This is a genomic window from Paenibacillus sp. FSL R5-0378, from assembly GCF_038009285.1.
GTDB classification, from domain to species: Bacteria; Bacillota; Bacilli; order Paenibacillales; family Paenibacillaceae; genus Paenibacillus_AQ; species Paenibacillus_AQ favisporus.
In genome coordinates this window covers 147,462-170,369 of the sequence record NZ_JBBPAY010000002.1, presented here as the reverse complement: position 1 = coordinate 170,369, position 22,908 = coordinate 147,462, and the positions used below count along the sequence as shown (strand labels likewise).

The following is a 22,908-nucleotide window of genomic DNA, read 5'->3' as shown; positions in this document are numbered from 1 at the left end:
TGTCTGGTGAAAGGCTATTACAATTATAACACATTTCAAACTCTCAAAAACATCGACGGCAGTTCTTTACGCTCGAGACAAGGTTTTTATCCACGAAACACACACCTCTCCTTTAAATCCCCACCCCTTTGACACAATCAACGAAGGCTGCGAACGCCTGGACCGGATACGCTCTTAATCGTACGCCTTTCTCATCAATTACTGATTCGGTCAAAAGGGTATAACCGATACCTGTTGGAAAAAGCGGAATACCTCTTAGAGAATGATCATGCAAATCTTGTAGCAATCGGTACGAGCGCACTGGTCAATCCACACTGGGTGAACAAAGTATGAGTAGGCAGTGCGTTGCATCCATTCGTGTAAGGCTGCGTGCTGAATCTCCATGCATTGATATCGACGGTAATTTTATTACCCTGCTCTTTCCTCGCGATATCAACCGCCCGGTTAGCTAGCAACCGACTGAACCAACCATGAAGTCTTTTAATTTCTTTGCCGCTCACGATCGTCGAATACAATTCAATTAGTGCGTTCTGTACCGCTTCCTCCGCCAATGGCTTGGATTGCAGCATCATATATGCGGTCCGGTAATCCTTCGGAATCAGCGGTTTCACCAACGTTCTGAAAGCGTCTTTATTCCCCCGCCTAATCTCATCCATTAACCGTTGTTCGTTCTCCACTTCCATGATGTCTCTCCTCTCACATTTGTCTCCATATAGATAGGTGTAAAGAACCGGATTAGGGTTCATTTATTTCTCGTAAAATTTCAAAAAAAATTCATAGCGTATCGGGATACACAAATGATCCAGCAAACATCAGCGTTTTTGAGCTCTGATATTGAGGATATTGTTTGCACTGGTTTGGTTAAAACATTTTACGACACGCGCGCCATTCGCCCACAGAGCGATTTGTTCGGCTCCCGAAAGTCCCTGTTCAAAATCTAGTCCACTAAAATCTTGTTTGATGGGATTTGTACAGTCGATCAAAATTTTCCCATCCCAGTTATGGACCGATTCCACAGTTTCCTTTGCTGCCTGCCAAGGGAAGGCTAACAGGATCACCGTGGAGTCGTTTACTGTTTTAACTATGGTGGTAAGAGATGATTTTCCTGATTCGCATAAATCTTGATAGCGGCTACTTTCAGGGTCACGTTACGCCGTGAACTATGTAGAGTCCTGCATCATGCAATGCATGACCTAATGCTCTTCCCACATTCCCAGCCCCAATTACACCAATGTTCATTGTTCAAGCCTCCCTGTCAATCATGCTTTAATGTTTCATCTCTAAGATCGCAATGAAGAAGGGTTTAACCAACGCAAAGAATTTGTGGTAATCCGGACCGATTCGGAATCCTTGCATGTGTCCATCTACCGAGTCCCACTCGATTCTGGCGATAAAGTGAGGGGGTTCCTCTATCCGAGAACTGCCAAGTTCCGGGAGTCGCTGACAGAGGAGAGAGCGATGGGTGACCTCCACGTGTGTTCGCTTTGTTGAGATGTTTGATATTCCTACCATTATACAGGACCGGCATTGGTCCGACACATGTCTCCGATTCATCCGCTTGATCGTACGTCAAAAGATGAGCTGCTCATTAATTATCAGAGACCGGGAGATTACGACAAGCGCTCCCCAGTTTTGCCGCCATCTGTAAAGCCTAGTCCGATCGGATGACCGGCTTATTCACTTTGTCAAAATAGTTGGCTGGCGCTTCATCAGTCCTTCTACATGACCGCCGTAGCAAGGCAGCATGATCTGGGTTCTTAGGTGGGCCAGAGAACTGAATCGAAAGGATCTCGATCAGTAAGCGGAACAAGCATCAAGCAAGCGAAGTTCATTCCAACAGCTGAAGATTATGCACAGCTTAAAAAGAATACGAAAAGCTTAAGAAAGCTCCACGCCGAGCAAGCCCTCGTTCTCAAAGAACTTCTAAAAAACAAACCCACATTTACTGATAAAATAGAAATCGCTCAGAAGTATAACGCTAGAACGTTTTCCTTCTTCCTCTAACATAACGATCAGTTCACCATCTTCCCCCTCTCGTAGCTTTGTATAGAGCTAGAACACTATCCATTTCTCCATTGAAAGAAGCTATAAATCTGCCCGTGAACGCCATTTCCCCCATCTGCAATGTCCATAATTCCGTTCTTTCACCTTACTGTAACTCTCATCAAACTCTAATGTAGCTCTAAAGTCTCTCTCATTCCTTATGTTTTAATATAAGAGAGTAATCACAATGAACCTGGAGGGACGAATATGAAAAATGTAATGAAGCTTATGCTGATCATGGGCGTATCTGCGGTAACTCTATTCAACACGGGCGGAGGAAAAGCGGGAACGTTATCCGCAGATTCTCTCTATCAACAAGTAGGTACTACAAGTACGGGGTTCTCCTTCGATAAAGGCACCACCAACTTGAATCTAGGGAACAAGATCAAAACGATTTCTGTAGCGAACCGAAACGGTACGATTGATTTCAAGCAGGGTGATGTCAAGGATATTGCAGTTCATATGAAAGTGGAAGTGAATCATGCGACGAAGCAAGAAGCAAAGGTGGTCGCAAGTAAGACCAAATTGCAGGTAAAAGAGGGGAAGACTTTGGACATCGGGGTTTATAGCGTCTCTTATGGAAAGGGGAATGCATCTTCCCCGAGCGTTCATTTGACGATTACATTACCTCGAAAAGTAAATTCAGATTTGCATGCAGAGATAAAGAATGGCAATATCTCTTTGTCAAAAGTTACGGGTACAGGTAAAATTAAAATAGGATCACAGAATGGTAATATCACAGCAAAAGAGATAGGTAACGATATTTCTCTGCACACAATAGATGGCATTGTCTACGTCTCGGATGCGAAGAAAAGTGTGACCGCCACGGTTACCAACGGAGATATTGAAGCAAATCGCATTTCAGGAGCATTGCATATGGAGACGATGAATGGTGACTTAACTTCGAAAGATGCCCTCTCATCCATTAAAGCTGCTACTATATCAGGCTTTATCACTATTAAAAGCAGCAAAGTTGGCGGAGATTGGGATGTGTCTTCAACTGAAGGGGATGTAGCTCTTGCTTGGCCGGAGAAAGCAGGAGTACAGGTCAATGGTACAACGTCCTTCGGAGAAATAAAGACGGATTTTCCCTTGACAGTTAAAGATGGCAGCGTCACCGGGAAAATCGGTAGCGGCTCCTATCACATACGCGCGTCTTCTGAGGCCGGATTATTATCCTTAATGAAAAACTAGCTTAACTGCAAAGAGGTGAGTCGGGAATTGAAAGAGCGGATCTTAATCATTGAAGATGAAATCGCAATGATACGACTCCTAGAGTTGGAGCTCTCCTATGAGGGCTATGAGATCAGGGTAGCGAGTGATGGGCTAGTTGGTGCAGAGATGGCCCTTCATGAGCATTTTGACATGATTCTGCTAGATTTGAATTTGCCTGGAATCAACGGAATAGAAGTCTGCAAGAGAGTGCGTGCGGTGAAGCAAACGCCGATTATTATGCTCACAGCCAGGAATACGATAAGTGACCGAGTGCGAGGGCTGGATATGGGTGCGGATGATTATGTGTCTAAGCCGTTTGCGATTGAGGAACTGCTTGCCCGTATGCGTTCCTTACAGCGTAGGTTTCAATACAAGGAAGCGGAGGATGTGCTGTACGCTAAAGATTTGATGCTGAACCTGGCGTCCCATTGCGTCAGTCGTGCGGGGCAAGAGATTGAATTGTCGCAACGAGAATTTGAGCTTCTTCACTGTCTGCTCATCAATAAGAATCGATTAATGAACCGCGAAGCGTTGCTTAATCTCGTGTGGGGTTACTCCTATGAGGGTGAAACCAACGTGGTAGATGTTTATATAAGGTATCTGCGCATGAAAGTGGATGAGGGGTTTGGCGGGAAGCTGATTCATACGGTCCGCGGTAGTGGCTATATTTTAAGGGAATGAGAGTGAGGGGAATGAAGGCTTGGACGTTCTCTCGTAAAGTTAGCGCAACCATTGCGCTCACGTCTCTAGTTGTCGTGATGGTTGTTAGCGGATTCGAATATGTCACGTTCAAGCACTGGACAGAACGCCAGGAGGTCGATTTGCTGGATGCGAAGCTTAGGCAATTCGAGCTCCAGATCAGTGAAGTTGAGTTTCTCCCTTTCTTGCTTAAACCGGGGCCCGAGGAAGGCGAAGGGTTAGCTGAGTTTAAGCCCGATCTTTCCCAGTTTTTATCCGATCTTGATGAGGGGCAGCGCCTTCAAATGCTAGATTCACGGGACCAGGTATTGGCCGAGGTAGGCGCAGGAGATCAGGCACATCAGGCAGACAATGAGATCAAGTATAAGGCGGAAAGAGGCTTTCATATACCCGAATTCGGATCCGTCCAATTACAGCTTACCGATAGTGGGCATTCAATAAGAGCAACGGCAGAACGGGAAATAGGCAGATTACTTCTGCTTGGCCTATTAATGGCAGCTGGAATATCTGTCATTGCGGGATGGGTTGTAACCCGTTCGGCATTAAAGCCCATTCGTAGCATGATTGGGGAAGTACGGAACATTGGGGCCAACAACCTGTCCGAGCGGCTACAGTTACCTGCAGCCAGGGATGAACTCTACCAATTGGGCGATACCCTCAATAGTTTCCTTCATAAGCTGGATATGTCTTTCGAACAGCGGCGTCGGTTCGTCTCGGATGCCTCGCATGAACTGAAGACGCCGATTGCTATCATCGAGGGACATACGCGTATGATTCAGCGCTGGGGCAAGAAGTCGCCGGAAGTGTTGGATGAGTCGCTCGCATTCATGGTCGATGAAACCCAAAGAATGAAGGAATTGATCGCTCAATTACTACTACTTGCCGAAGCGGAAGAACCGTTCCAAGACAGTGGCGGTGAAACGAGTGACCTTCATGATACCTTGAGGGAGCTAATCCCCCAGACGGTATATGTCAATGCCGCAGTGAAGCTGTATTATCACGAGAACCCGGACGTCGAAGCTGTGCTGATTCGGATGCCGAGGAGCGCCAGTTATCAGGTGTTGCGCAATGTTGTAGAGAACGCGGTAAAATATACACCCGAAGGTGGTACGGTTAACATCAGACATGCCATGAAGGAGGGGCAGGTGATCGTGACCGTGGACGATACAGGGATTGGGATATCCTCAGATCAGCTACCGCATATCTTTGAGCGATTCTATCGCGTGGAGGATTCGCGGAACCGGACTAAGGGAGGATCGGGTCTAGGACTTGCCATCGCCAAAGCAATCATGGAGCGTTATGGAGGTTCAATCCTCATCGAGAGTACGTTAGGTCGAGGCACGAGAGTGACTTTGCAGTTTGTTGGGGAATAAAAGATAGAAAACCGCTTCCATTCAGGAATTCGCATGAACTGTGACCCGGATTGTGGACGGTTTAAAAGAAACAGCCCTAAGCCTAACCAGCAAGCAGGTGACCTCTGAATTCGTCGGGGGTCATCTTTTTTAATGTCCACTGATATCGCTCAGAGTTGTAGTAGCTTATGTAATCGGCAACACGTTCCCTTACTTCATCAATGGTTTGGCAATCCATAAAATCAACATCATCTTTCATATGACCAAAGAATGATTCCATGGGGGCGTTGTCCCAGCAGTTGCCCCTTGCCCCTTCGTGACATGGACTGCTTGAAGCCGGCCTTGGTGATAAGCAGACGCGTTTTGGGGTGCGAGATGATGGAGCGTCCGTTCCACGAGAGTAAGCTCAAGCGTACTTGCCACGCATGCGGCAAGGATCTGTCTTGTCGCTCCGTCTTTTACACAGGAAAGGTACGCCCATCGTCCGCTGCCATAACGCACATAAGTAATGTCGGTGAGAAACACCTTCTCAGGCTCTCTCTGGTCAAACTGCCGCTGTAGCAGGTTAGGACAGGCTCGGTGTTCGTGAGTTGCCTTTGCCATTTTGCGATACGGATTCGCTTGACGTATCACTGCAACAAAGCCGGCCTTGCGCATGAGGCGACGAATCTTTTTATGGTTCATGACAACACCGCTGATCTGCTCAAGACGCATTTTAATGACCAGAGCGCCTGCTTTTCCGCTCAGCGCGAGAAAGTGCTGCTTGATCAGTTGGATGTCTTGCTCGTCGACAGCTTCACGAAGCTGTCGAGTCTCTTCAGCTGCAAGCCATCTGTAGTAGCCACTTGGACTTACGACCGCGAGCTCGCACAGATAGCGCGTCATGCGTTTTAGTCCATATGCGCGGATGGTGCGATAGATGATTTCGTAGCGCTCGGAGAGTGTTAGCGTTTCTTCTGCCGCTCGAGCGCGTCTAGCTTTTTTAGCAGGTCCACCTGCGCTTCAAGCAGTTTGATTTTGGCCATCGCCCGTTTCAATTCATCTTCTGCCGACAACTCACCTGCTGCTTTTCGGCCAGTGCTGCCCTTGCCTCGTCGCTCCGTCGTGAGTCCTTTCTCGCCATATTGATTAAAGATGTCGCGCCAGCGCTTTAAGCTGTGTTTGGGCTTCTGATGACCGATGACATCCAGGTTAAAGCCAGCCTGAATAAAGATCTCGGAAGGCGTCTGGCCTTGCATGTAGGCTTGAATTGCTGCTAGCTTGAATGCAGGCGTATATGTGATGGCCGACTCGGTCGCGCGCAGTACATTGGGGTTTACCTCTAACATCCTTATCTGCTCTTCTGTAAAAACCATTCGTTTCAACTTTCCCATTTTTTCTCCGCTCCTTAATTTCTTACCTTGATTAAAACACAAATGACCCACAAGAGGGTCACTTTTTTTAAAGTGTCCTTCTTATGGGTCACAGTTCAGCACCTGGATTGGGGCGACTTTTTTTGTGATACATCTTGGATTTTGCACCTATGCTGCTGCGGGAATCGGGAGAACTCGCTACGCTGTCGGGGAAGGCGAGGCGTCACGTGCTCACATACGCAGACACCTGGTCACGGGCAACGGCGCTGCCTATTAATCGGAGGACGCTGGTTGCTTCGTAAAACTATTTTATTGACATTTGGGTTGAATATGTTGTGAATTAGACGGATTTATCCATGAATATCAATATCACGGATAACAGTCCGTTTAATTTTGCATGCAACCGTTCAACATTATAAAACGGATGTACTCCTGAATGACCGCTTCGCCGACTCAGGAAACTTGCTGGATCTGCTAAGAACGCTTCTTGGTTGTAAGAGACGAGGAACCGTCGGCAAATAACAGTAGACCAAGAACTGAACCAACATGGACCCGGCAGAAAATGGTGAGGGGTTTTGACTTTCGCCCAAGCTCAACTAAAGGCCGGACCATTCCAGTATTTTTCATAGTGATCCCCACTTACTTTTATTTCGGCTTGCTAAAAGCCAGATATATTTCCGATCGGATCATCCTCCTCAGCCTATCCGGGATAGAAAAAGCCCGCCAGCCACTCCTTTCTCGTTATATCCACACATAGTGTATTGTTTACCGGCCGTTTAAGAATAAAATGATGGAGGCTCCTGCAGAAAAGATCGAGGAAATGATGCTTAAAGCACATCGCCGGCTGCTAGCAGAAGAAAGTCGATCAGCTCATTAATAGCTTAGGAACTTAGACATGTGTACAAAATCCTATATTGGAACATACATCCCGTCCCTGTTTGTAAAGCCGATTACTTGAACATACTTCGCATAAAGATCATGACAAGAAGTGTACTTCAGCCCCGCAATTCCGTTTAAGGTATACTCGTTGTCCTCGGGATTCGTGAGCAAGCCTGAGGCGGGCAAAGGTTAAATTGATAATAACAAGGACAACATTCAAGAATGACGAAGACCCTGCTGGGTACTTGCTGGCAGGGTCTTCTTTTATTCTGAGGTATAGAATCAACTAGAATTACCTAAAATGTTTATATAGGTGAACTCCTACAAGCTGCAGCTTTCTCTCCTCTTCCCGGCCGTGCTATTCAAGCTACGAGTTCCTATATATCTGGGATATATAAGCTGACGGTGATTTACCGATGACTTTTTTAAAAACTCTACTGAAATAAAGAGCATCTTCATATCCTACCTTCATACTGATCTCCGAAATATTCATCGTTGTGCTCCTCATGAGCTCCGTTGCCTTGAATACTCGAACCCGTTCAAAATACTCTCTGATACTATATCCGGTTTGCTTGCGAAAAAGTGTGCTCATATAGTTATAATTCAAACCCATGTAATTGGCAAGTTCCTGTGTATTTAATGTCCGGTAAGGATTGCATTCTAGATAATCTACGATTCTCTGGACGGTCCCATGAGCTTTTCCACCTTGCTCTTTCTTCTGGCATTCTCGGTATATCGCCAGGAACAGCTCATTCGTCACTAAACTAACCGATAACTGCCTGTACGTCATTTTAGATGTATATATCCCGAACAACTCTTTAATTTTTCCTTCAATAAAATTCCGATTTAGCAAATTGAATTGTTTAGGAAGAGGGATCGTTAGATCGTAATCCTCGACTTTGTGGATGCTCGACTTGACATCGTAAACAGAACCCTTTTCGTTACTCTTCGAAATGCGACCGTCGTAGAAATGAACCCAAAACTGTTTTACGGACGACATAGTCGGCTTAGACCCATAATGGTGTAAACCCTGCTTAAAGAAACAGGAAATCTCCTGGCTTAATGAGGTATTCCACATCATGTTCCAATACTTGGACGTATCCTTCGTAACTGTAAATGAACACATTATAGTCCAGTACACGATCCGGATGGTACCAGTTCTCCCCCACTTTCGTAAAGCCCATATCATGCACGAGTGGATAATGCCCCCCCGACAAAGTAACGTGGTTCATTAGCACCATCCTTCTGCAAAAGAGATTCTTTTTCGATACTTCGAAATTTACCGCTATCCCTTTATCCCTGTCAAGGCAATATCCTCCATGAAGTATTTCTGTCCGACCGCAAATACAATGATCGCAGGCAAAGTAACTATAACCGAAGCAGCCATTAGTCCCCCCCACTCGGCATTATACATCCCCCTGAATTTCCAAGAGCAAGCGTGAACTTGACCTCATCGTTTAAATAAACGAGTGGCCCTAGGAAATCATTCCATGTACCTAAGAATGAGAATATACCAATGACAAGAACGGCAAACCTAGATAAGAGAAGAATGACCTTCGTAAATATAGTAAAGTGAGATCCACCATCGACAAATACGGCTTCTTCGAGATCCTTGGGAATGGTTCTAAAAAATTGCCTAAGCAAAAGCCCCTCCTCCAAAATATGCTGGCAATATAAGCGGTATATACGAATTCACCAGACCAAGCTTTTGCCAGCCGACAAAGGTTGGAATAAGCGTAACAGCGAAGGGAAGCATCATGCTGCTCATGATGAGTGCAAACATTTTGTCACGTCCTATCCATCGCAAGCGGGCAAAGCTGTATGCTGAGATGGTGCTGGAGGTAAGCACGCCTATCAAAGTCATTATAACGATTAATGTAGTATTCGTGAAATATCTGCCGAAAGACAGCTCTTTGAACGGGAGCACATAATTGTCCCAAACAAACGGTTTAGGAATCCATTCAGGCGGGACTATGAAAATCTGACTGAGACTCATAATCGAACTGCGAAGCAACCATACAAAAGGTAACATACAAGACACCGCACCTAAGATGAGTAACAAATACAAAACGATATTTAAACCTATAGGTGTTTGGTGTTTTCCGCATCCGTCAGACCTCCCCGCCTTCATAGTAAACCCATTTATTAGACGTTTTGAATACGATGACCGTAAGTGACATGATGATCATAAAAAGAACCCACGCAATGGCACTTGCATGACCCATGGTACGAATGTAAACGCTTCACGGTACAAATAGAAGACATAGAATAAGCTTGAATCATTAGGCCCCCCTGCTGTCAGGGTATAAGGCTGCACAAAAACCTGAAAGCCCCCGATAATACCCATAATGGTATTGAAGAATATTGATGGACTGGACAATGGAATCGTAATATTCCATAACCGGTGAAGTGCGTTTCCCCTATCAATTTCGATCGCTTCATAATACTGTTTAGGGATGTCATTCAAGGCTGCAAGGAAGATAATCATCGTTCCACCAACGGTCCACAAACTCATCGGAGCGAGGGTCGGAATAACCGATAGAACTGTATATCCACTGACTGGTCGGAAGGTGTAAATGACGAAGCGCTTCGTTTAAGAGACCGAGATCCGGGTCGAACATCCAGATCCATACCATCGAGGAAGCGATAATAGGCATAACAGTCGGCAAATAAAAGACAATGCGAAAGAATGACCTCCCCCGGATATTCCGGTTAAGTAGAAGCGCAAGAAAGAATGATGTAACGATTTGGAGCGGGAAACTTAGAATAACGTAATAGAATGTAACGCCGATCGATTTGTAGAAATACGGGTCTGTGCCAACAAATAAACTAACGTAATTCTTAACACCGATAAAGTGAGGACTTCCCGCGATCTGGTAATCCGTCAGATTATAATAGAAACTCGCTACCATGGGACCGAGTACGAAACACGAGGAAACCGATAATGGCAGGGGCTGCGAACAGCCACCCCAACTGATTCTCTCTTCTACGCAACACAGACATTGATTTCACTTTGAACCCTCCCGCTTGTAGGTCATTTTGAAGGGCATCCGCCGGCTTCACTCCTGCCCATTTGGCAATCAATTCAGGCTTCTCGTACCACTCCTTAACGATCCACAATCCACTGGAATACAGGCCCAATACACTGTTAGGATTGATCATCCATTTGTAGAACAACCATGCTTCTTCCGGATGTTTTGTGTCAGCGGACATGACGAACGGCTCACCAAAAAGAAGCGTGGAAGGCACTTTCAATATTGGCATGGCTCCAACATCCCAATTTAATTTGGATGCTCCGAGGTCAACCTGAACCCACTGTCCATCCAAGATCCATAGCGACTTTCTTCGATTGCAACGCGACAGCAGGAGCGGGCATACTTCTCTCTTGGTTACATTCGGAGCAACATGATAGACATTGATCAAATCGGCCAGTTTCTGGATGCTATCCGCGATCGCGGGATCGGTCAATTGCAGCTTACTGCCATCCTTCGATACAAGTCTTGTTTCGTTAGTTCCAAACAATTGAAACCAGGCCGATCTGTTGAACCGAACACCATTTTGCTTGATATTCTTTGAATCAAAGCTCGGATCAAGTGCATTTCTGCCTTTATCAGCTTTTTTGCAGCTTCCACGAATTGATCCCATGTCCAAGCACTTTCTGGATTTGCCGGAGGCTCAGCTACCCCCGCCTTCGCAAACATATCTTTGTTATAAAAAATACCGAACGACTCTTCGGTCGCTTTTACCCCAGTCACTTGATCCGGACCTTGGTACAAAACCGCATTTGGAATTAATTCGTCTTCCGAGATTTCGCTATCGCTATCAAGGAACCCCTTCAAATTATATAGTTTTTTCTCCTCCGCCCAATTTTGTGCCGTTGTCTTCGACAATAAGAAAACGTCGGGAGCTTGTTTCGATGCGATCATGATTGATAATTTCGTCTCATAATCTGCAGGAATATGAATGTATTTTACCTGAATGTTCGGGTACTTGGCGTTGAACGCATCCACTGCCGCCTGGTGTGCTTTTTTCTCATTCGGAGAGCCCCAAGTCGAGTAAGTAAGGTGTACGATTTCAGATGATTGGTGTAATGATGGCTGCTGCTGCACACTGGCATGCGTCACAGCGACGCGCCATCACTTTGAATACCTTTTTTTGATCCTGTGCCGTTGCATGCTGCCAAAAGAAGAGCCATCACCATACATACCGATAACACAATCGTATGCTGTTTCATTCTCATTCCTAGTACCCTTTATGATTAATTTTTAGAATACGCTTTCATTATAAAAGGGGGCATACAGAACCAAAATGCATCCATCAATCGGTTATATGGACGCTGTTCATCTTGATGCACCGTTAAAGAAAGTTATGTGTAATTGGATTCCTGTTCTCACCTTTCAAATCTGAACAAATTACAACTTTTCTACAAATACCTTTATTCACTTATTATTTATTAATTTTAATAATAGAAAGCGTGGTAATCACAGTTCTGAAAGGAGTCTATGATATAAATGAAACAACAACATCAAAAAATCCGTATTGTCGTTGTCGGTTTGCGGTTCGGGGGCGCGTTTGCTCCGATTTATCATGCCCATCCTGATGTGGAACACGTGGCAATATGTGATTCCGATGAACAGCTGCTCCATCAGTATGGAGATAAGTTCGGTTTTGATCGAAGATATGTTTCTCTTGAAGACGTTCTAACTTCCGACGAATATGATGCCGTTCACCTTGTTTCTCCAATTCATATGCACGCTAAGCAGACGATTCAAGTACTTGATTCAGGCAAACATTGTGCATGTACCGTTCCGATGGCTACCACCCTCGAGGAACTGAAAGCCATTGTAGAAGCCCAAAAGCGTAATGATAAGAACTACATGATGATGGAAACCGCTGTGTATACGTATCAATTTTTATTTGCCAAAAGAAATGCAAGCTCGTGGCGACTTTGGCCGTATTCAATTCTTGCGAGGAGCTCATTATCAGGATATGGAGAACTGGCCGACTTATTGGATGGGTCTTCCTCCTATGCATTATGCAACCCATGCGATTGCCCCACTGCTTGAAATCAGTAATTCCAGTGCGATCAAGGTGCATTGCTTCGGATCTGGACGGATGAGAGAGAAGTTGCACGAACAATATAGCAATCCATATCCGGTGGAAACTGCTATTTTCCAATTAAATCAAGATAATTTGTGTGCTGAGGTAACCCGTTCCTTGTTCCACACTGCGAGAGGGTATATGGAAAGCTTTAATATTTATGGAGAAAAAGCATCGATGGAATGGCACATGGAGGATGAACCGCAAGTTTTATTCCGAATGGGACCATTAGAAGAGAAGAGGGGGCGACATATCACTTCTGAACGTGTCACTCCCTTTAAGACCGGATTTACTTCCGCCGGAATTGGCGTATTATATCACGCATCAGGCTGATCTGGACCCTAACAATCCTCATCAATCTGTACTTCAAGGAAACGGTCATCATGGTTCGCATCCACATTTGGTACATGAATTTGTACGAAGCATTGTCGAAAAACGCAAACCATGGATCGATACTATTAAGGCCGCGAATTGGACCGCAGCCGGTATTTGTGCTCACGAGTCTGCGATGAATGGTGGTAAAGAAATCTTAATTCCTAGTTTTATCTAAATGAACTTTAATCGGTATCTCAACCCAGTGCAACGCTAATCAGCCGTACCGCCTTGCCTCAATCTTGACATTGCTGGAAATGAACGACGCCGATCCAGCGAAATATCGTCTCAATATTAAAGTATACAATGCTTAGATAATGTAAAAGAAAGAGGTGCCCTTTAGGAGAGGGCACCTCTTTTGTTAGTTGATCAGTTTAGCATCGAGAAGACCAAGGCGAGTTTCATCAAGGTAGAAGCCATCACCATCAACCTTCATTTCAATTCTCAATTATAAAACGCCTTTAACGTCAGCAGAGATATTAAGTGGTTTTGTGATGTCCGAGGCGGTTGGCCCGCTATCATATACTGCGGGCATTCAAGTGCGGGTGGCGCTGTGGCAATATAAAGATTTTTGGTATTTGTCCGGTTGTCCAGAGTCCTAATCGCAAATGAATAATCACGGAGACTCATGAGCTCAGTGTGCGGTATCGGCCCCTTCGTTGATGTTAACATTTCGCAGATCGTCTTGGCGGAAACCCCGTAAATAGATTAATTATACTTCTTAATTTTTTCCTCCGAATAATAAAAGCATGCTTCCAACGATGAATCTTATTGAACCAGAACCATAAAGGTCAGCATAGTAAGATGTAATAATTAAGGGTTCCGCAAATGGCGGTACTCTTCAAAGAAGAAAATAGCGTATTCTGGAAAATGGATCCAGGCTTTGCGGACCGGTGGTTTTGGGTGGACTGACAACATTGGCTGGAAACGCTTCGTCATTAAACAGACCTAGATAAGCCAACTGCAGATATCGTCGCGCTGGGCTACATATGATGGCGGCATGGTCACTTCGGCTACACCGGATATCGACCTGGGATCCGAAATGACATTCAACAAATTCGAGTTCACACAGTTCGCGCAGCGTATTGGAAGTTATAAAATCCAGTATTGGGACGGTTCCCAGTGGCTCGATGCGTATACCGGCGGAAAGCGAACGCAGGGTATACGAATCCTACGAATGCAAGCAATTATACCCCAGAGACCGCTACCTTCGCTCCCGTGACAGGCAGTAAAGTCCGATTCTATATTACGTCTATCATCGGCACGTCGGGACCTAGCATCTGGGAATTTAAAGTGTTCAATACGAACGACAATTGAGAACGAAACACGCGCGTAATCCGGCAAGCACATCGATAGCGGATTCGCGAAGCTGCTGCTTTCCGACATTGCTTGTATCCAAAACCACTAATTCAAACTAACCGATGCTAAACAGGAAATCTGTCTCTCGTATCATGCTTGTCGCTCTTGCTAAGGGTTGTTAGGTACTTGCCGTTATCGTTTTTTCCAAGAAGGCAGCCGAAAGGTTGTTTTCTAGTAAGGTCGAAACCTCCACCATATAATCCTGTAAGATTGAAACGAACGGGTAACCATAGCAGCTCCTTGTTTCATTTTAAAGAGGATCTCTATATGCAAAATATGAAAAAAAAACAATTCTTCTCCCATGATATAAATTGTTTTGTTCTGGAATGTGTATTGTCGCGCCTTTTCTAAAGCAAATACGACGCTCTCGCAATAACCCGTACAGGATCCAAATTCTTGATGAATGCCTATCGTTTGCTTCAAATAAATGATCGAGAACCCCTCACCCTTTTGTTGAATATGAATTTGACTCGTTTCTTACACTTCCTATCTGACTCTTGCTGTTCATGAGTCTCCGTATCGAGTATGTTGATCACGCTCATTAACTGGTTGTTAAACATGTTTTTGGTCATAAAAAGCAGATCACATAAAAGAGGATCTTGCACTGAATAAACGACGCAAATTCCAGCTTTCATTCACATTTCGAGATGCTTTGCTTTTAAAACACCCAAATGTTGGGATACTGTTGAACCTTGGCTTTGTAAACGCGATTGAAGCTCATTGGCACCTTTCGGTCCTTCACAAAGTAACTCCAAAATCTGCAATCGCAGCGGATGTGCCATGATCTTAAAAACATTCACTCTGTATTGCTGAAGCGCAAGTTGCATAGCCATACCTCATTTCGTCTTTGGGGCGATTTCGAGTGAGATAGGCTATGTCCTTGCTGGATCTGGCTTTAAGCTGGTGATCACTTCTTTTTGAGACTCCTTGTTTGATAACGCCGCGCATTCACGGAAAGCGAAATGTTTACAACCTAGACATTTATTCAAATCCAGTTGTAATAACGCGAAGTTAAGTGCCTCACCGGTATGTCCAAAAAAGTGTTCAGTCCCAATCAGCGTATACAATCCTGTTCTCTTCAATACATCCAAAGGCTGAGATTGAATTCCGGATACAAGAATAATCCCGCCAAATTTCTCGAAATGTTTCACAAAACTGGACAGATTTGATTCACCCGTCGTATCCATAAAAGGTACTTTTCCCATGCGCAGCAGTAACACTTTCGGCCTTAGATGAATCGTATCCATAATGGACTTTTCAAACATGTTCGCGGCGCCGAAAAAGAGGGGGCCTTCGATGGTATAGATCCCGATTTGTGGACAATCGTGGCCTTCGGTTACCATATGAGCCTTCAGTTTTTCATGTTTAGCTGTTGGGTCAGGCAAGACCTTGGATACCAGTAACTCGTCACTCATGCGTTTCACAAACAGCAGAACAGCCAAAATTAATCCGACTTCAACGGCAGTCGTCAAATTCGTGAAGACCGTTAGCAAAAAGGTGAGAAGGAGGACAACGGAATCGCTCGTTTTGGTTTTCAAGATGTGAGCGAATTCTTTTAGTTCGCTCATGTTCCAAGCAACCAGCATCAGAATTGGTGCCATACTAGCAAGTGGGATCTCCGATGCGTAAGCTGCAAACAAAATCAGCACCAGCAACACAACAATGCCATGTATAATACCCGACAGAGGTGAGACCGCACCGTTTTTGATATTGGTTGCTGTTCGTGCAATGGCTCCTGTCGCTGGTATGCCTCCAAAAAGAGGGGTCACCATATTGGCGACGCCTTGCCCAATCAGTTCCCGATTGCTGTTGTGACGACTGCCGGTCATGCCGTCGGCAACAACCGCCGATAATAAAGATTCGATGCCGCCCAACATGGCAATAATAAAGGCGGGGCGAATCAAATTTCCAATGCGATCCCAGGTTAGATCAGGAAAATGAAAATGGGGTAGTGTGCTTGGAATAGCTCCAAATGACGATCCAATCGTTGCTACTTCCCCTTTAAAGAATACGGTCGCCACTATAGTGGATACGACAAGCCCTACCAAGGAACCAGGGACCTTCGGTAAAAACTTCGGTGTTAGGAGGATAACTGCCAAACAGACGACCGCTGTGATAACACTGTATAAATTTGTAGTTGTGAGATGCATCACAATTTCCTTCATATTGGGTAGAAAATTCTCATGTTTCTCAATACCGCTCAAACCTAAAAAGTTGGCAATCTGTCCGCTGAAGATTATGACGGCAATTCCAGCGGTAAATCCGATGGTTACAGGGCGAGGAATAAACTTTATCAACGCACCGAGTTTAAATAGTCCCATGAGAACAAGAATAATTCCCGCCAAAAATCCCGCAAGCAATAAATTTTCGTATCCATATTCCATGACAATCGCGAAAAGGATCGGAATAAATGCACCGGTCGGGCCGCCAATTTGAAATTTAGAACCTCCGAACAAGGAAATACAGATACCGGCAACGATGGTGGTATAAATACCATATTCCGGTTTTACACCAGCAGCAATAGCAAACGCCATCCCTAATGGAATGGCGATAATACCAACAATGAGGCCTGAAATGAGATCCTTGCGGAATGCGGCTGCATGGTATCCTTCAAATCTTCCCGTCCATTTCATCTGAACTGCCCTCTCTTCTTCATATATTTGATTATTTGAATATATGTGAAATGTTACTCCCGTCATCTAACAATGTCAATCGTGAAAATCCAACATCGTTCAGCATGTTTCCGATTGAAAAACGAAAAAAACAAGGTGATTCCTGTGGTTACACGGATGCCCTTGTTTTTTCGTTTATGATTCATTTCGAATGACCTCAAGTAATGAAATGGCATCAACGAGATGATTATCGAAGATCTGCTTTGTGACTGCGAGCAGGTCTTTAATCAGCGGGTCACGTAACGAATAAATGACAGATGTGCCATCTTTTAAGCCCGTCACCACATTTTTATTTCGCAATACCGCCAACTGCTGAGAAACGGCTGAACCTTCTGAGCCTAAAATACTCTGTATTTCATTTACGTTTTTATCTCCTTCACTCAGAACCTCCAGGATTCGAATCCGCATTGGATGCGCCAGCGCCTTAAAAAAATCGGCTTTAAACTGTTGGATATTTTGATTCACGGCTAACGCCTCCTTAATCATTATACTTTTGAATATATGAATATTATAACACAACTTCACCCAAATTCACCCAAAAAAATTCTGGAAAGAAGGGCATACCGGCGCATGGATTGTGATTTGGTTGCAACTCCTGTATAATACCCACCATATTCAAATATCTGATTATTTGATTCTCCAAAAAGAATATAAGGAGTGGGTGCGAATGCCGGGCTCTACGAGTAATGACTCATCACATCAAGATTCGTCATCCTCTCACGAATCGACTACACCTTTCATGCAGGTAAGCAGACAAATCGTCATAACAATGGGGATTCATTCGTTACATGAGATCGGGTCCAATTCCATTTGTAACGTTTGTATCGCCAATGGAGGTTCCTGTTGTCAAGGGTGTCGATATCTTGTCAAAGATATTGGATGCCAAAAACGAAATACAAGTTGTACAGCATGGTTATGCGGGTTTTTAAAGTACTTTTTGTATGAAACCGGCCTACTACGCGAATGGAATGACTTTTGGGAGCAAGTCCCGGGACAAGATTACCGTGAGGACTTTACGCCAGAGGTCTTTTATGTGACAAAGTCGTTACACCTTCCGGATCTTCGTAATTTGAGTGAGGCTCTTGCTACCGATCTTCATGAATTGGCTAAATCTCACATTGCGATCGGGTTTATCCTAACCCTACGTGAGAAAATCGATAAACAGATTGATCAACTCGATGACTGCCAGCATAATTGGAAAAAGAAAACCAAAATAAAACGGAATATAAAAATGTTATCAAGTCCTTTTCATCGTTTTCAAAAAGAACTACATGAATATCGACAAAAATTTCCGATTTCGTAGGGATTTCAATAAGGATGAAGAGCGGGATTATTGGTGTTTCATTCGCGTATTACAGCCACTGGAACGTATATACCCCAACGAAAACTGACAAATGATGATTTGGAAAATATGGTGGATACCAGTCATGAATGGATCGTACAGCGGACAGGCATTTATGAACGACGTATTGCTGAGCGAGACGAATTTACCAGCGATCTCTGTATAAGCGCGGTTAGGAATCTTATCTTTCGGTATAACAAAACGATCGAGGATGTTGATTTTATTATTGTTTGTACCACAACACCAGATTTTCCTTTTCCTACAGTATCCTGCTTAATTCAAGTCCATTTTCATATTCAAAACGCTGGTGCAATTGATATTAGTGCCGCTTGCGCTGGATTTTCTTATGGACTCATCATGGCTCATGGCTTGATTGCTTCTGGACTGCATAGGAAGGTTCTGGTCATTGCCGGTGAAACGCTGTCCAAAATTACAGATTATTCGGATCGTACAACCTGCGTCTTGTTCGGCGATGCCGCCGGTGCCGTTTTGTTGGAACGAGATGACCAGTTTGAGGGATTCGTCAGTCATCATGTTGGCTCCGATGGCAAAGGGGGCGCCCATATTTATCGGACAGGGCTTGCCAATAGACTTGGCGAGCAGATGTTGTGCAACAACAATTGCATTGTCCAAAACGGAAGGGAAGTATTCCGTTGGGTGATGCGAACCATTCCCGATTCGATTCATCAATTGATTAACAAAAGTAGTCAGACTATAAATGATGTGGACTGGTTTATTCCCCATAGCGCGAATATGCGACTGATTGAGCCGCTTTGTGAGAAACTTGAGTTCCCTTTAGAACGTACGTTACATAGTCTAACTCGCTTCGGTAATACATCGTCGTCAACGATCCCCCTTTCACTCGATCTAGGGATTCGGAATGGGAAAATCCTTGCGGGAAATCAAGCCTTACTGTACGGGTTTGGGGGTGGGCTCGTGCATGCGGGAGTTCTCGTAAGGTTACAGCTTGATCCTCTCGTTAACGAACCTCTCCCATTATAAATAACGATTATATGTAGCCACGGCACCTCTTGAAGGTGCCTCTTTCTTTTTTAGCGGGTATACATCATGTGTAAGGAGGGAACAAATAATTTAAAAATATTCAAATATAAATTGGAGGCCGTTGTTGTGTCCCTGAAAAAGTCCCGCAACCTGCTCTGTTTGATCGTATGGATGAGTATGCTGCCGGGCACAGGATGTCACCCATTGAATCAGCCTACTTTCAGCGAAGAGATAAAGCAGGAAATGAACCCTGCACAAGCAATACGTCTTTTGGAAGAAGGAAATCATCGATTTGTTACGGGGCATTTAGCAGAAATAGATGTGATTCAAAATCGGAATCAGCTCATCTCCGAACAAAAACCAATTGCTGTCATCATTAGCTGCTCCGATTCACGGGCAGCACCAGAGATTGTGTTTGATCAATCACTGGGAGATCTCTTTGTGATTCGGGTTGCAGGAAATATCGTGAATGATGATGTCATAGGAAGTTTCCAATATGCAGTGGATCATTTTAACGTTCCACTGGTGTTAGTTTTAGGGCATGAGAACTGCGGTGCTGTTATTGAAGCATTAAAAAGAAGGAAGCATCCAGCTTATTTACAATCCATTGTCAATAAAATTGAACCAGCGGCTGAAAAGGCGATATCCGCTGGAATAGCCGAAGAAGACATGATTATTGATCGAGCTGTCATTGAAAATATCAAATTGGCGAATTACAACATTCAGCACTAAACGAGAAGTTGGCGAATGGAGATTTGAAAATAATCGGAGGTGAGTATCACCTGGCCTCAGGGAAAGTGACTTGGCTTAAATAGGGGTTGCTGAATGGTTCTTCAGAAAATTCTGGACGATGCGACGGCGAGACAGCAACGTGAAGATAAGGCAAAAAGAACACGGAGCCTGCGCTCCAGGTTCATCACCAGCAGTTGCGTGTAATCACCGATTCGCTTGTCTCGGCGAGGCGTGACTCATCTGCACCGATGGCGTCTGCATGGATCAATGCATCTGCAAGGATCAACCGGCCTTCCGCAGCCTTATTACATACCTGGACGGTAATTCCGTTGGCATAGCGAATCGTTTCTCCAGGTAGAAGAGCATTTTCAAACGGGCCATTCTCGGTTGCCGGAATCAACACCGCTATGTTGGCGGGGGCGCCGCTACTCACCAGTATATCCAGCGCACCAAGAACAGCAGTTGCTTCCGCCACGTCCATCCGCATTTCGCTCATGTCATAATCTCGCTTAAGGCTGACACCACCCTTATCGAATGTAACGCCCGATCAGCGCGGTAAGCGGAAGCGAAGGGGCTGTGCATTACCGAAGTTCAATGAATGCAGGAGAATGTGAACTGCCTCTCCCTACAGCCGCCAGCCCCGCAAATCGGCGCTCCTCCAGCTCCACTCCCTCGAAAAACTTGATTTGCACTTCCGTCTCGGTAAATCTCTCCGCGACTCTCTCCGCCAACATGCGGGGACGCAGACCGTTTGACGGCTCGTTGGTCAGTTCACGTGCCCAGATGACACTATTGGCGCGTATTTCTCCAAGGCGAATCGCATTCAGATAATCCTCTGTTTCTTGAACGTTCAAATATAAATGCGTCTTCACCTTCTCAATTGATGAGGACTTATATTTATTAAAGGGATAGGTACCGAGCTTCCACCTTTCAACCCATCCAGAGATCAGATCCGAATCAAGCTGTTGCATCATACCTCCGCCCCTCAGAGCCTCGAAAGAAACAACCGCCGAATCGCGCCGTTCCCGCAAAACTGAATTTGCATATTTATTCGCCTATATGCATCGATTATGGAACAGGTCAGTTCGGGCGCTATTTCGCAAATATGGAACCATCGCATTGTTTCGGCAACGAATGGCCGGAGCAGCCGAACCGCCCCTGTCACCGCAAAATCATCTCCGAAAGTCCCGCCCAGATTTAATTCGTTGGAAACTAATGGGCTTTTTCAATAAAATCCGCAAACCCCTGACAACGTGTCTTTTGGCTTGGATCTGTTGAGACGGCAATGATATGTGAAGGATTAACAGTGGAAATAAATAATAACATTAAACAGCCTTAGCTCGAGCTTCCTGAACTGTGACCCGGATTGTGGACGGTTTAAAAGAAACAGCCATAAGCCTAACCAGCAAGTAGGTGACCTCTGAATTCGAAGCCGCTAAAATAGCGACTTTCAATAGCATTATGTTCTTGTTCATCCACAATACATTGGTACCAATTCCTTTATACAAAAGTGTTATTACTTTTGAAAGTTAATTTTTTGATCTTTTATTTCAGAGTCTCCCCAAAGATATTTTGCAACATCTTTCATGGCTTCGGGATTAATGATGCCTGTTTCTCCAATGTGAGAATAAGGAACCTCTATTCTTGTCACTGGTCCTTGGGCAATGTCTTTTAGCTTGAAGGCACTATCCGTGCTAACTACATCTCCAATATTAAAGAAAAGCCAATTATCGTCCTTGTTGCGGCATAGGACACGACTTTTGTCTGAGGACCAAACAATTCTTTATTATCAGAAAGTTGTTTTATGGCTTTACTACCAATGGCCAGGTCCTTGTTGGCATCGATCGGCGAATCAAGCGTAATTAATTTATCCACTCTCGGGAAATCTGATTCGTATGTATCCTCGAATATACATCACTGATATTCCCCCCCATGCTATGGCCTACGATGTTTATCAGTTTTATAACGTACATGTTTGGGACAACGAATGTGGGCATGTCGCCAAGTATGCTGAATTGACCTTGTCGAGCCTGGAGAATAGTAAGTGGTAACGTAATTTAAGATCATTTAAACATAAGCAGTGTATCTACCTACTTAATCGTGATTGGGGTTGTATTAAATGAAACAAGATGTATTGTTCACAGCAAGGTATATTGGTAAAAATAAGGTTCATTTCACCTTTGGTGATGTATACTCAATAGTCGGCCTAGATGAAAATCGGAACTATTATGTGTTAGATGATTTTTGTTACAGATTGTTGGATTACAAATCTAACTTCGAGAAGATTAGTGATTAACCATATAAACAAGAGAGAGTTCAGTTGGAGTCCTTATGCGAGGAATTGATTTCGAAAGGACTAGCTCATTGGGTGGAAGACATTACTGCTTAGTTCGATCGAATACATGACACATCACAGGCCACCGGTATGGAGACCAATGAATGGAGGAGTTAATTAAATGCTCGTTCAAATGGAACTATTTAAAGATGCCGAATCCATTAAACAACAAAGGAAGTTACTTGTGGAATTAATTGAATTAAAGACAAGGGAGATACAGGAAAAAGAGTTTCATAAAACCTTTACGGTACTGTTAAGCAATTGGCTGAGAAACCTTTGTTGAAAAAGTTTTATAAGGCTTTCCCTGATACATTAGTTGATGAAGATTAATAAAAAAGACGAAACCCTCATTTTGCGTGAAACTGCCCGTTAGCTTAATGAACTAGTGCAGTGAAATTTAGTTTGATGCTTATCTAATCGGTAATCGGATTATGTTCTTGTCCTCGACTCGGGA

Annotated in this window: 18 protein-coding genes and 4 pseudogenes; 7 read left to right on the top strand and 15 right to left on the bottom strand. The window is 44.4% G+C overall.

The window, feature by feature from the left end; all coding sequences use genetic code 11:
* Nucleotides 1-266 precede the first annotated feature (266 nt).
* Together MKY74_RS34270 and MKY74_RS35790 are read right to left on the bottom strand one after the other, a co-directional pair.
* Nucleotides 267-683 (bottom strand): RNA polymerase sigma factor, encoded by a 417-nt coding sequence (locus MKY74_RS34270; protein ID WP_208629400.1) that lies wholly within the window; start codon nt 681-683, stop codon nt 267-269.
* Nucleotides 684-812: 129 nt separating this feature from the next.
* Nucleotides 813-1,112: pseudogene (locus MKY74_RS35790) on the bottom strand (NAD(P)-binding domain-containing protein); the annotation flags it as partial.
* A gap of 1,138 nt (nt 1,113-2,250) precedes the next feature.
* Between MKY74_RS35790 and MKY74_RS34265 the strand changes: the two are divergent.
* From MKY74_RS34265 to MKY74_RS34255, 3 genes are read left to right on the top strand one after another with little or no spacing between them, the layout of a single operon-like run.
* Nucleotides 2,251-3,237 carry a DUF4097 family beta strand repeat-containing protein gene (locus MKY74_RS34265; RefSeq protein WP_076176469.1) on the top strand — a complete coding sequence of 329 codons (987 nt, stop codon included), beginning with the start codon at nt 2,251-2,253 and terminating at the stop codon, nt 3,235-3,237.
* Between the two features lie 27 nt (nt 3,238-3,264).
* A complete protein-coding gene (locus MKY74_RS34260; RefSeq protein ID WP_076176467.1) occupies nt 3,265-3,939 on the top strand; it encodes a response regulator transcription factor in 675 nt (224 codons plus the stop codon).
* An 11-nt stretch (nt 3,940-3,950) separates the two neighbouring features.
* Nucleotides 3,951-5,330: a HAMP domain-containing histidine kinase gene (locus tag MKY74_RS34255; RefSeq protein ID WP_076176465.1), complete on the top strand. Its 1,380-nt coding sequence runs from the start codon at nt 3,951-3,953 to the stop codon at nt 5,328-5,330.
* Between the two features lie 82 nt (nt 5,331-5,412).
* Here MKY74_RS34255 and MKY74_RS34250 read toward each other — a convergent pair whose 3' ends face one another.
* From MKY74_RS34250 to MKY74_RS34220, 8 genes and pseudogenes are all read right to left on the bottom strand, one after another.
* Nucleotides 5,413-5,568: an IS3 family transposase gene (locus MKY74_RS34250; protein WP_244169458.1), complete on the bottom strand. Its 156-nt coding sequence runs from the start codon at nt 5,566-5,568 to the stop codon at nt 5,413-5,415.
* Nucleotides 5,565-6,194 carry an IS3 family transposase gene (locus MKY74_RS34245; protein ID WP_244169454.1) on the bottom strand — a complete coding sequence of 210 codons (630 nt, stop codon included), beginning with the start codon at nt 6,192-6,194 and terminating at the stop codon, nt 5,565-5,567. Before MKY74_RS34245 ends, MKY74_RS34250 begins: the two co-directional genes overlap by 4 nt.
* 59 nt (nt 6,195-6,253) lie before the next feature.
* Entirely contained in the window at nt 6,254-6,682 is a 429-nt protein-coding gene (locus MKY74_RS34240; protein ID WP_244169453.1) for a helix-turn-helix domain-containing protein, read from the bottom strand.
* Between the two features lie 1,225 nt (nt 6,683-7,907).
* Nucleotides 7,908-8,153, bottom strand: a complete 246-nt coding sequence (locus MKY74_RS35785) for a helix-turn-helix domain-containing protein (protein ID WP_432206626.1) — start codon at nt 8,151-8,153, stop codon at nt 7,908-7,910.
* 421 nt (nt 8,154-8,574) lie between these two features.
* Nucleotides 8,575-8,772: a hypothetical protein gene (locus MKY74_RS34235; protein WP_076176460.1), complete on the bottom strand. Its 198-nt coding sequence runs from the start codon at nt 8,770-8,772 to the stop codon at nt 8,575-8,577.
* Between the two features lie 53 nt (nt 8,773-8,825).
* A pseudogene (locus MKY74_RS34230) lies at nt 8,826-9,572 on the bottom strand (carbohydrate ABC transporter permease).
* A 79-nt stretch (nt 9,573-9,651) separates the two neighbouring features.
* Nucleotides 9,652-10,543 (bottom strand): annotated as a pseudogene (locus MKY74_RS34225) (carbohydrate ABC transporter permease).
* Nucleotides 10,544-11,004: 461 nt separating this feature from the next.
* Nucleotides 11,005-11,664: an ABC transporter substrate-binding protein gene (locus tag MKY74_RS34220; protein ID WP_076176458.1), complete on the bottom strand. Its 660-nt coding sequence runs from the start codon at nt 11,662-11,664 to the stop codon at nt 11,005-11,007.
* Between the two features lie 387 nt (nt 11,665-12,051).
* On the opposite strand from MKY74_RS34220, the gene MKY74_RS34215 reads away from it, so the two are divergent.
* Both MKY74_RS34215 and MKY74_RS34210 read left to right on the top strand, forming a co-directional pair.
* Nucleotides 12,052-12,606, top strand: a complete 555-nt coding sequence (locus MKY74_RS34215) for a Gfo/Idh/MocA family protein (RefSeq protein WP_244169452.1) — start codon at nt 12,052-12,054, stop codon at nt 12,604-12,606.
* A 49-nt stretch (nt 12,607-12,655) separates the two neighbouring features.
* A complete protein-coding gene (locus MKY74_RS34210; protein WP_244169451.1) occupies nt 12,656-12,973 on the top strand; it encodes a hypothetical protein in 318 nt (105 codons plus the stop codon).
* A gap of 2,033 nt (nt 12,974-15,006) precedes the next feature.
* On the opposite strand, the gene MKY74_RS34205 is transcribed toward MKY74_RS34210, so the two are convergent.
* From MKY74_RS34205 to MKY74_RS34195, 3 genes are all read right to left on the bottom strand, one after another.
* Nucleotides 15,007-15,198, bottom strand: a complete 192-nt coding sequence (locus MKY74_RS34205) for an ArsR/SmtB family transcription factor (protein ID WP_076176451.1) — start codon at nt 15,196-15,198, stop codon at nt 15,007-15,009.
* Nucleotides 15,199-15,243: 45 nt separating this feature from the next.
* Nucleotides 15,244-17,004 carry a SulP family inorganic anion transporter gene (locus MKY74_RS34200; protein ID WP_076176449.1) on the bottom strand — a complete coding sequence of 587 codons (1,761 nt, stop codon included), beginning with the start codon at nt 17,002-17,004 and terminating at the stop codon, nt 15,244-15,246.
* A gap of 174 nt (nt 17,005-17,178) precedes the next feature.
* Nucleotides 17,179-17,508, bottom strand: coding sequence for an ArsR/SmtB family transcription factor (locus MKY74_RS34195; RefSeq protein ID WP_036684721.1), 330 nt, complete (start codon nt 17,506-17,508; stop codon nt 17,179-17,181).
* A gap of 868 nt (nt 17,509-18,376) precedes the next feature.
* Here MKY74_RS34195 and MKY74_RS34190 point away from each other — a divergent pair.
* Both MKY74_RS34190 and MKY74_RS34185 read left to right on the top strand, forming a co-directional pair.
* Entirely contained in the window at nt 18,377-19,387 is a 1,011-nt protein-coding gene (locus MKY74_RS34190; RefSeq protein ID WP_076176444.1) for a ketoacyl-ACP synthase III, read from the top strand.
* Nucleotides 19,388-19,513: 126 nt separating this feature from the next.
* Nucleotides 19,514-20,119, top strand: coding sequence for a carbonic anhydrase (locus MKY74_RS34185; protein ID WP_167372944.1), 606 nt, complete (start codon nt 19,514-19,516; stop codon nt 20,117-20,119).
* Between the two features lie 184 nt (nt 20,120-20,303).
* Here MKY74_RS34185 and MKY74_RS34180 read toward each other — a convergent pair.
* Both MKY74_RS34180 and MKY74_RS34175 read right to left on the bottom strand, forming a co-directional pair.
* Nucleotides 20,304-20,651: pseudogene (locus MKY74_RS34180) on the bottom strand (hypothetical protein); the annotation flags it as partial.
* A 49-nt stretch (nt 20,652-20,700) separates the two neighbouring features.
* Nucleotides 20,701-21,093, bottom strand: coding sequence for a hypothetical protein (locus tag MKY74_RS34175; RefSeq protein ID WP_076176437.1), 393 nt, complete (start codon nt 21,091-21,093; stop codon nt 20,701-20,703).
* Nucleotides 21,094-22,908: the final 1,815 nt, after the last annotated feature.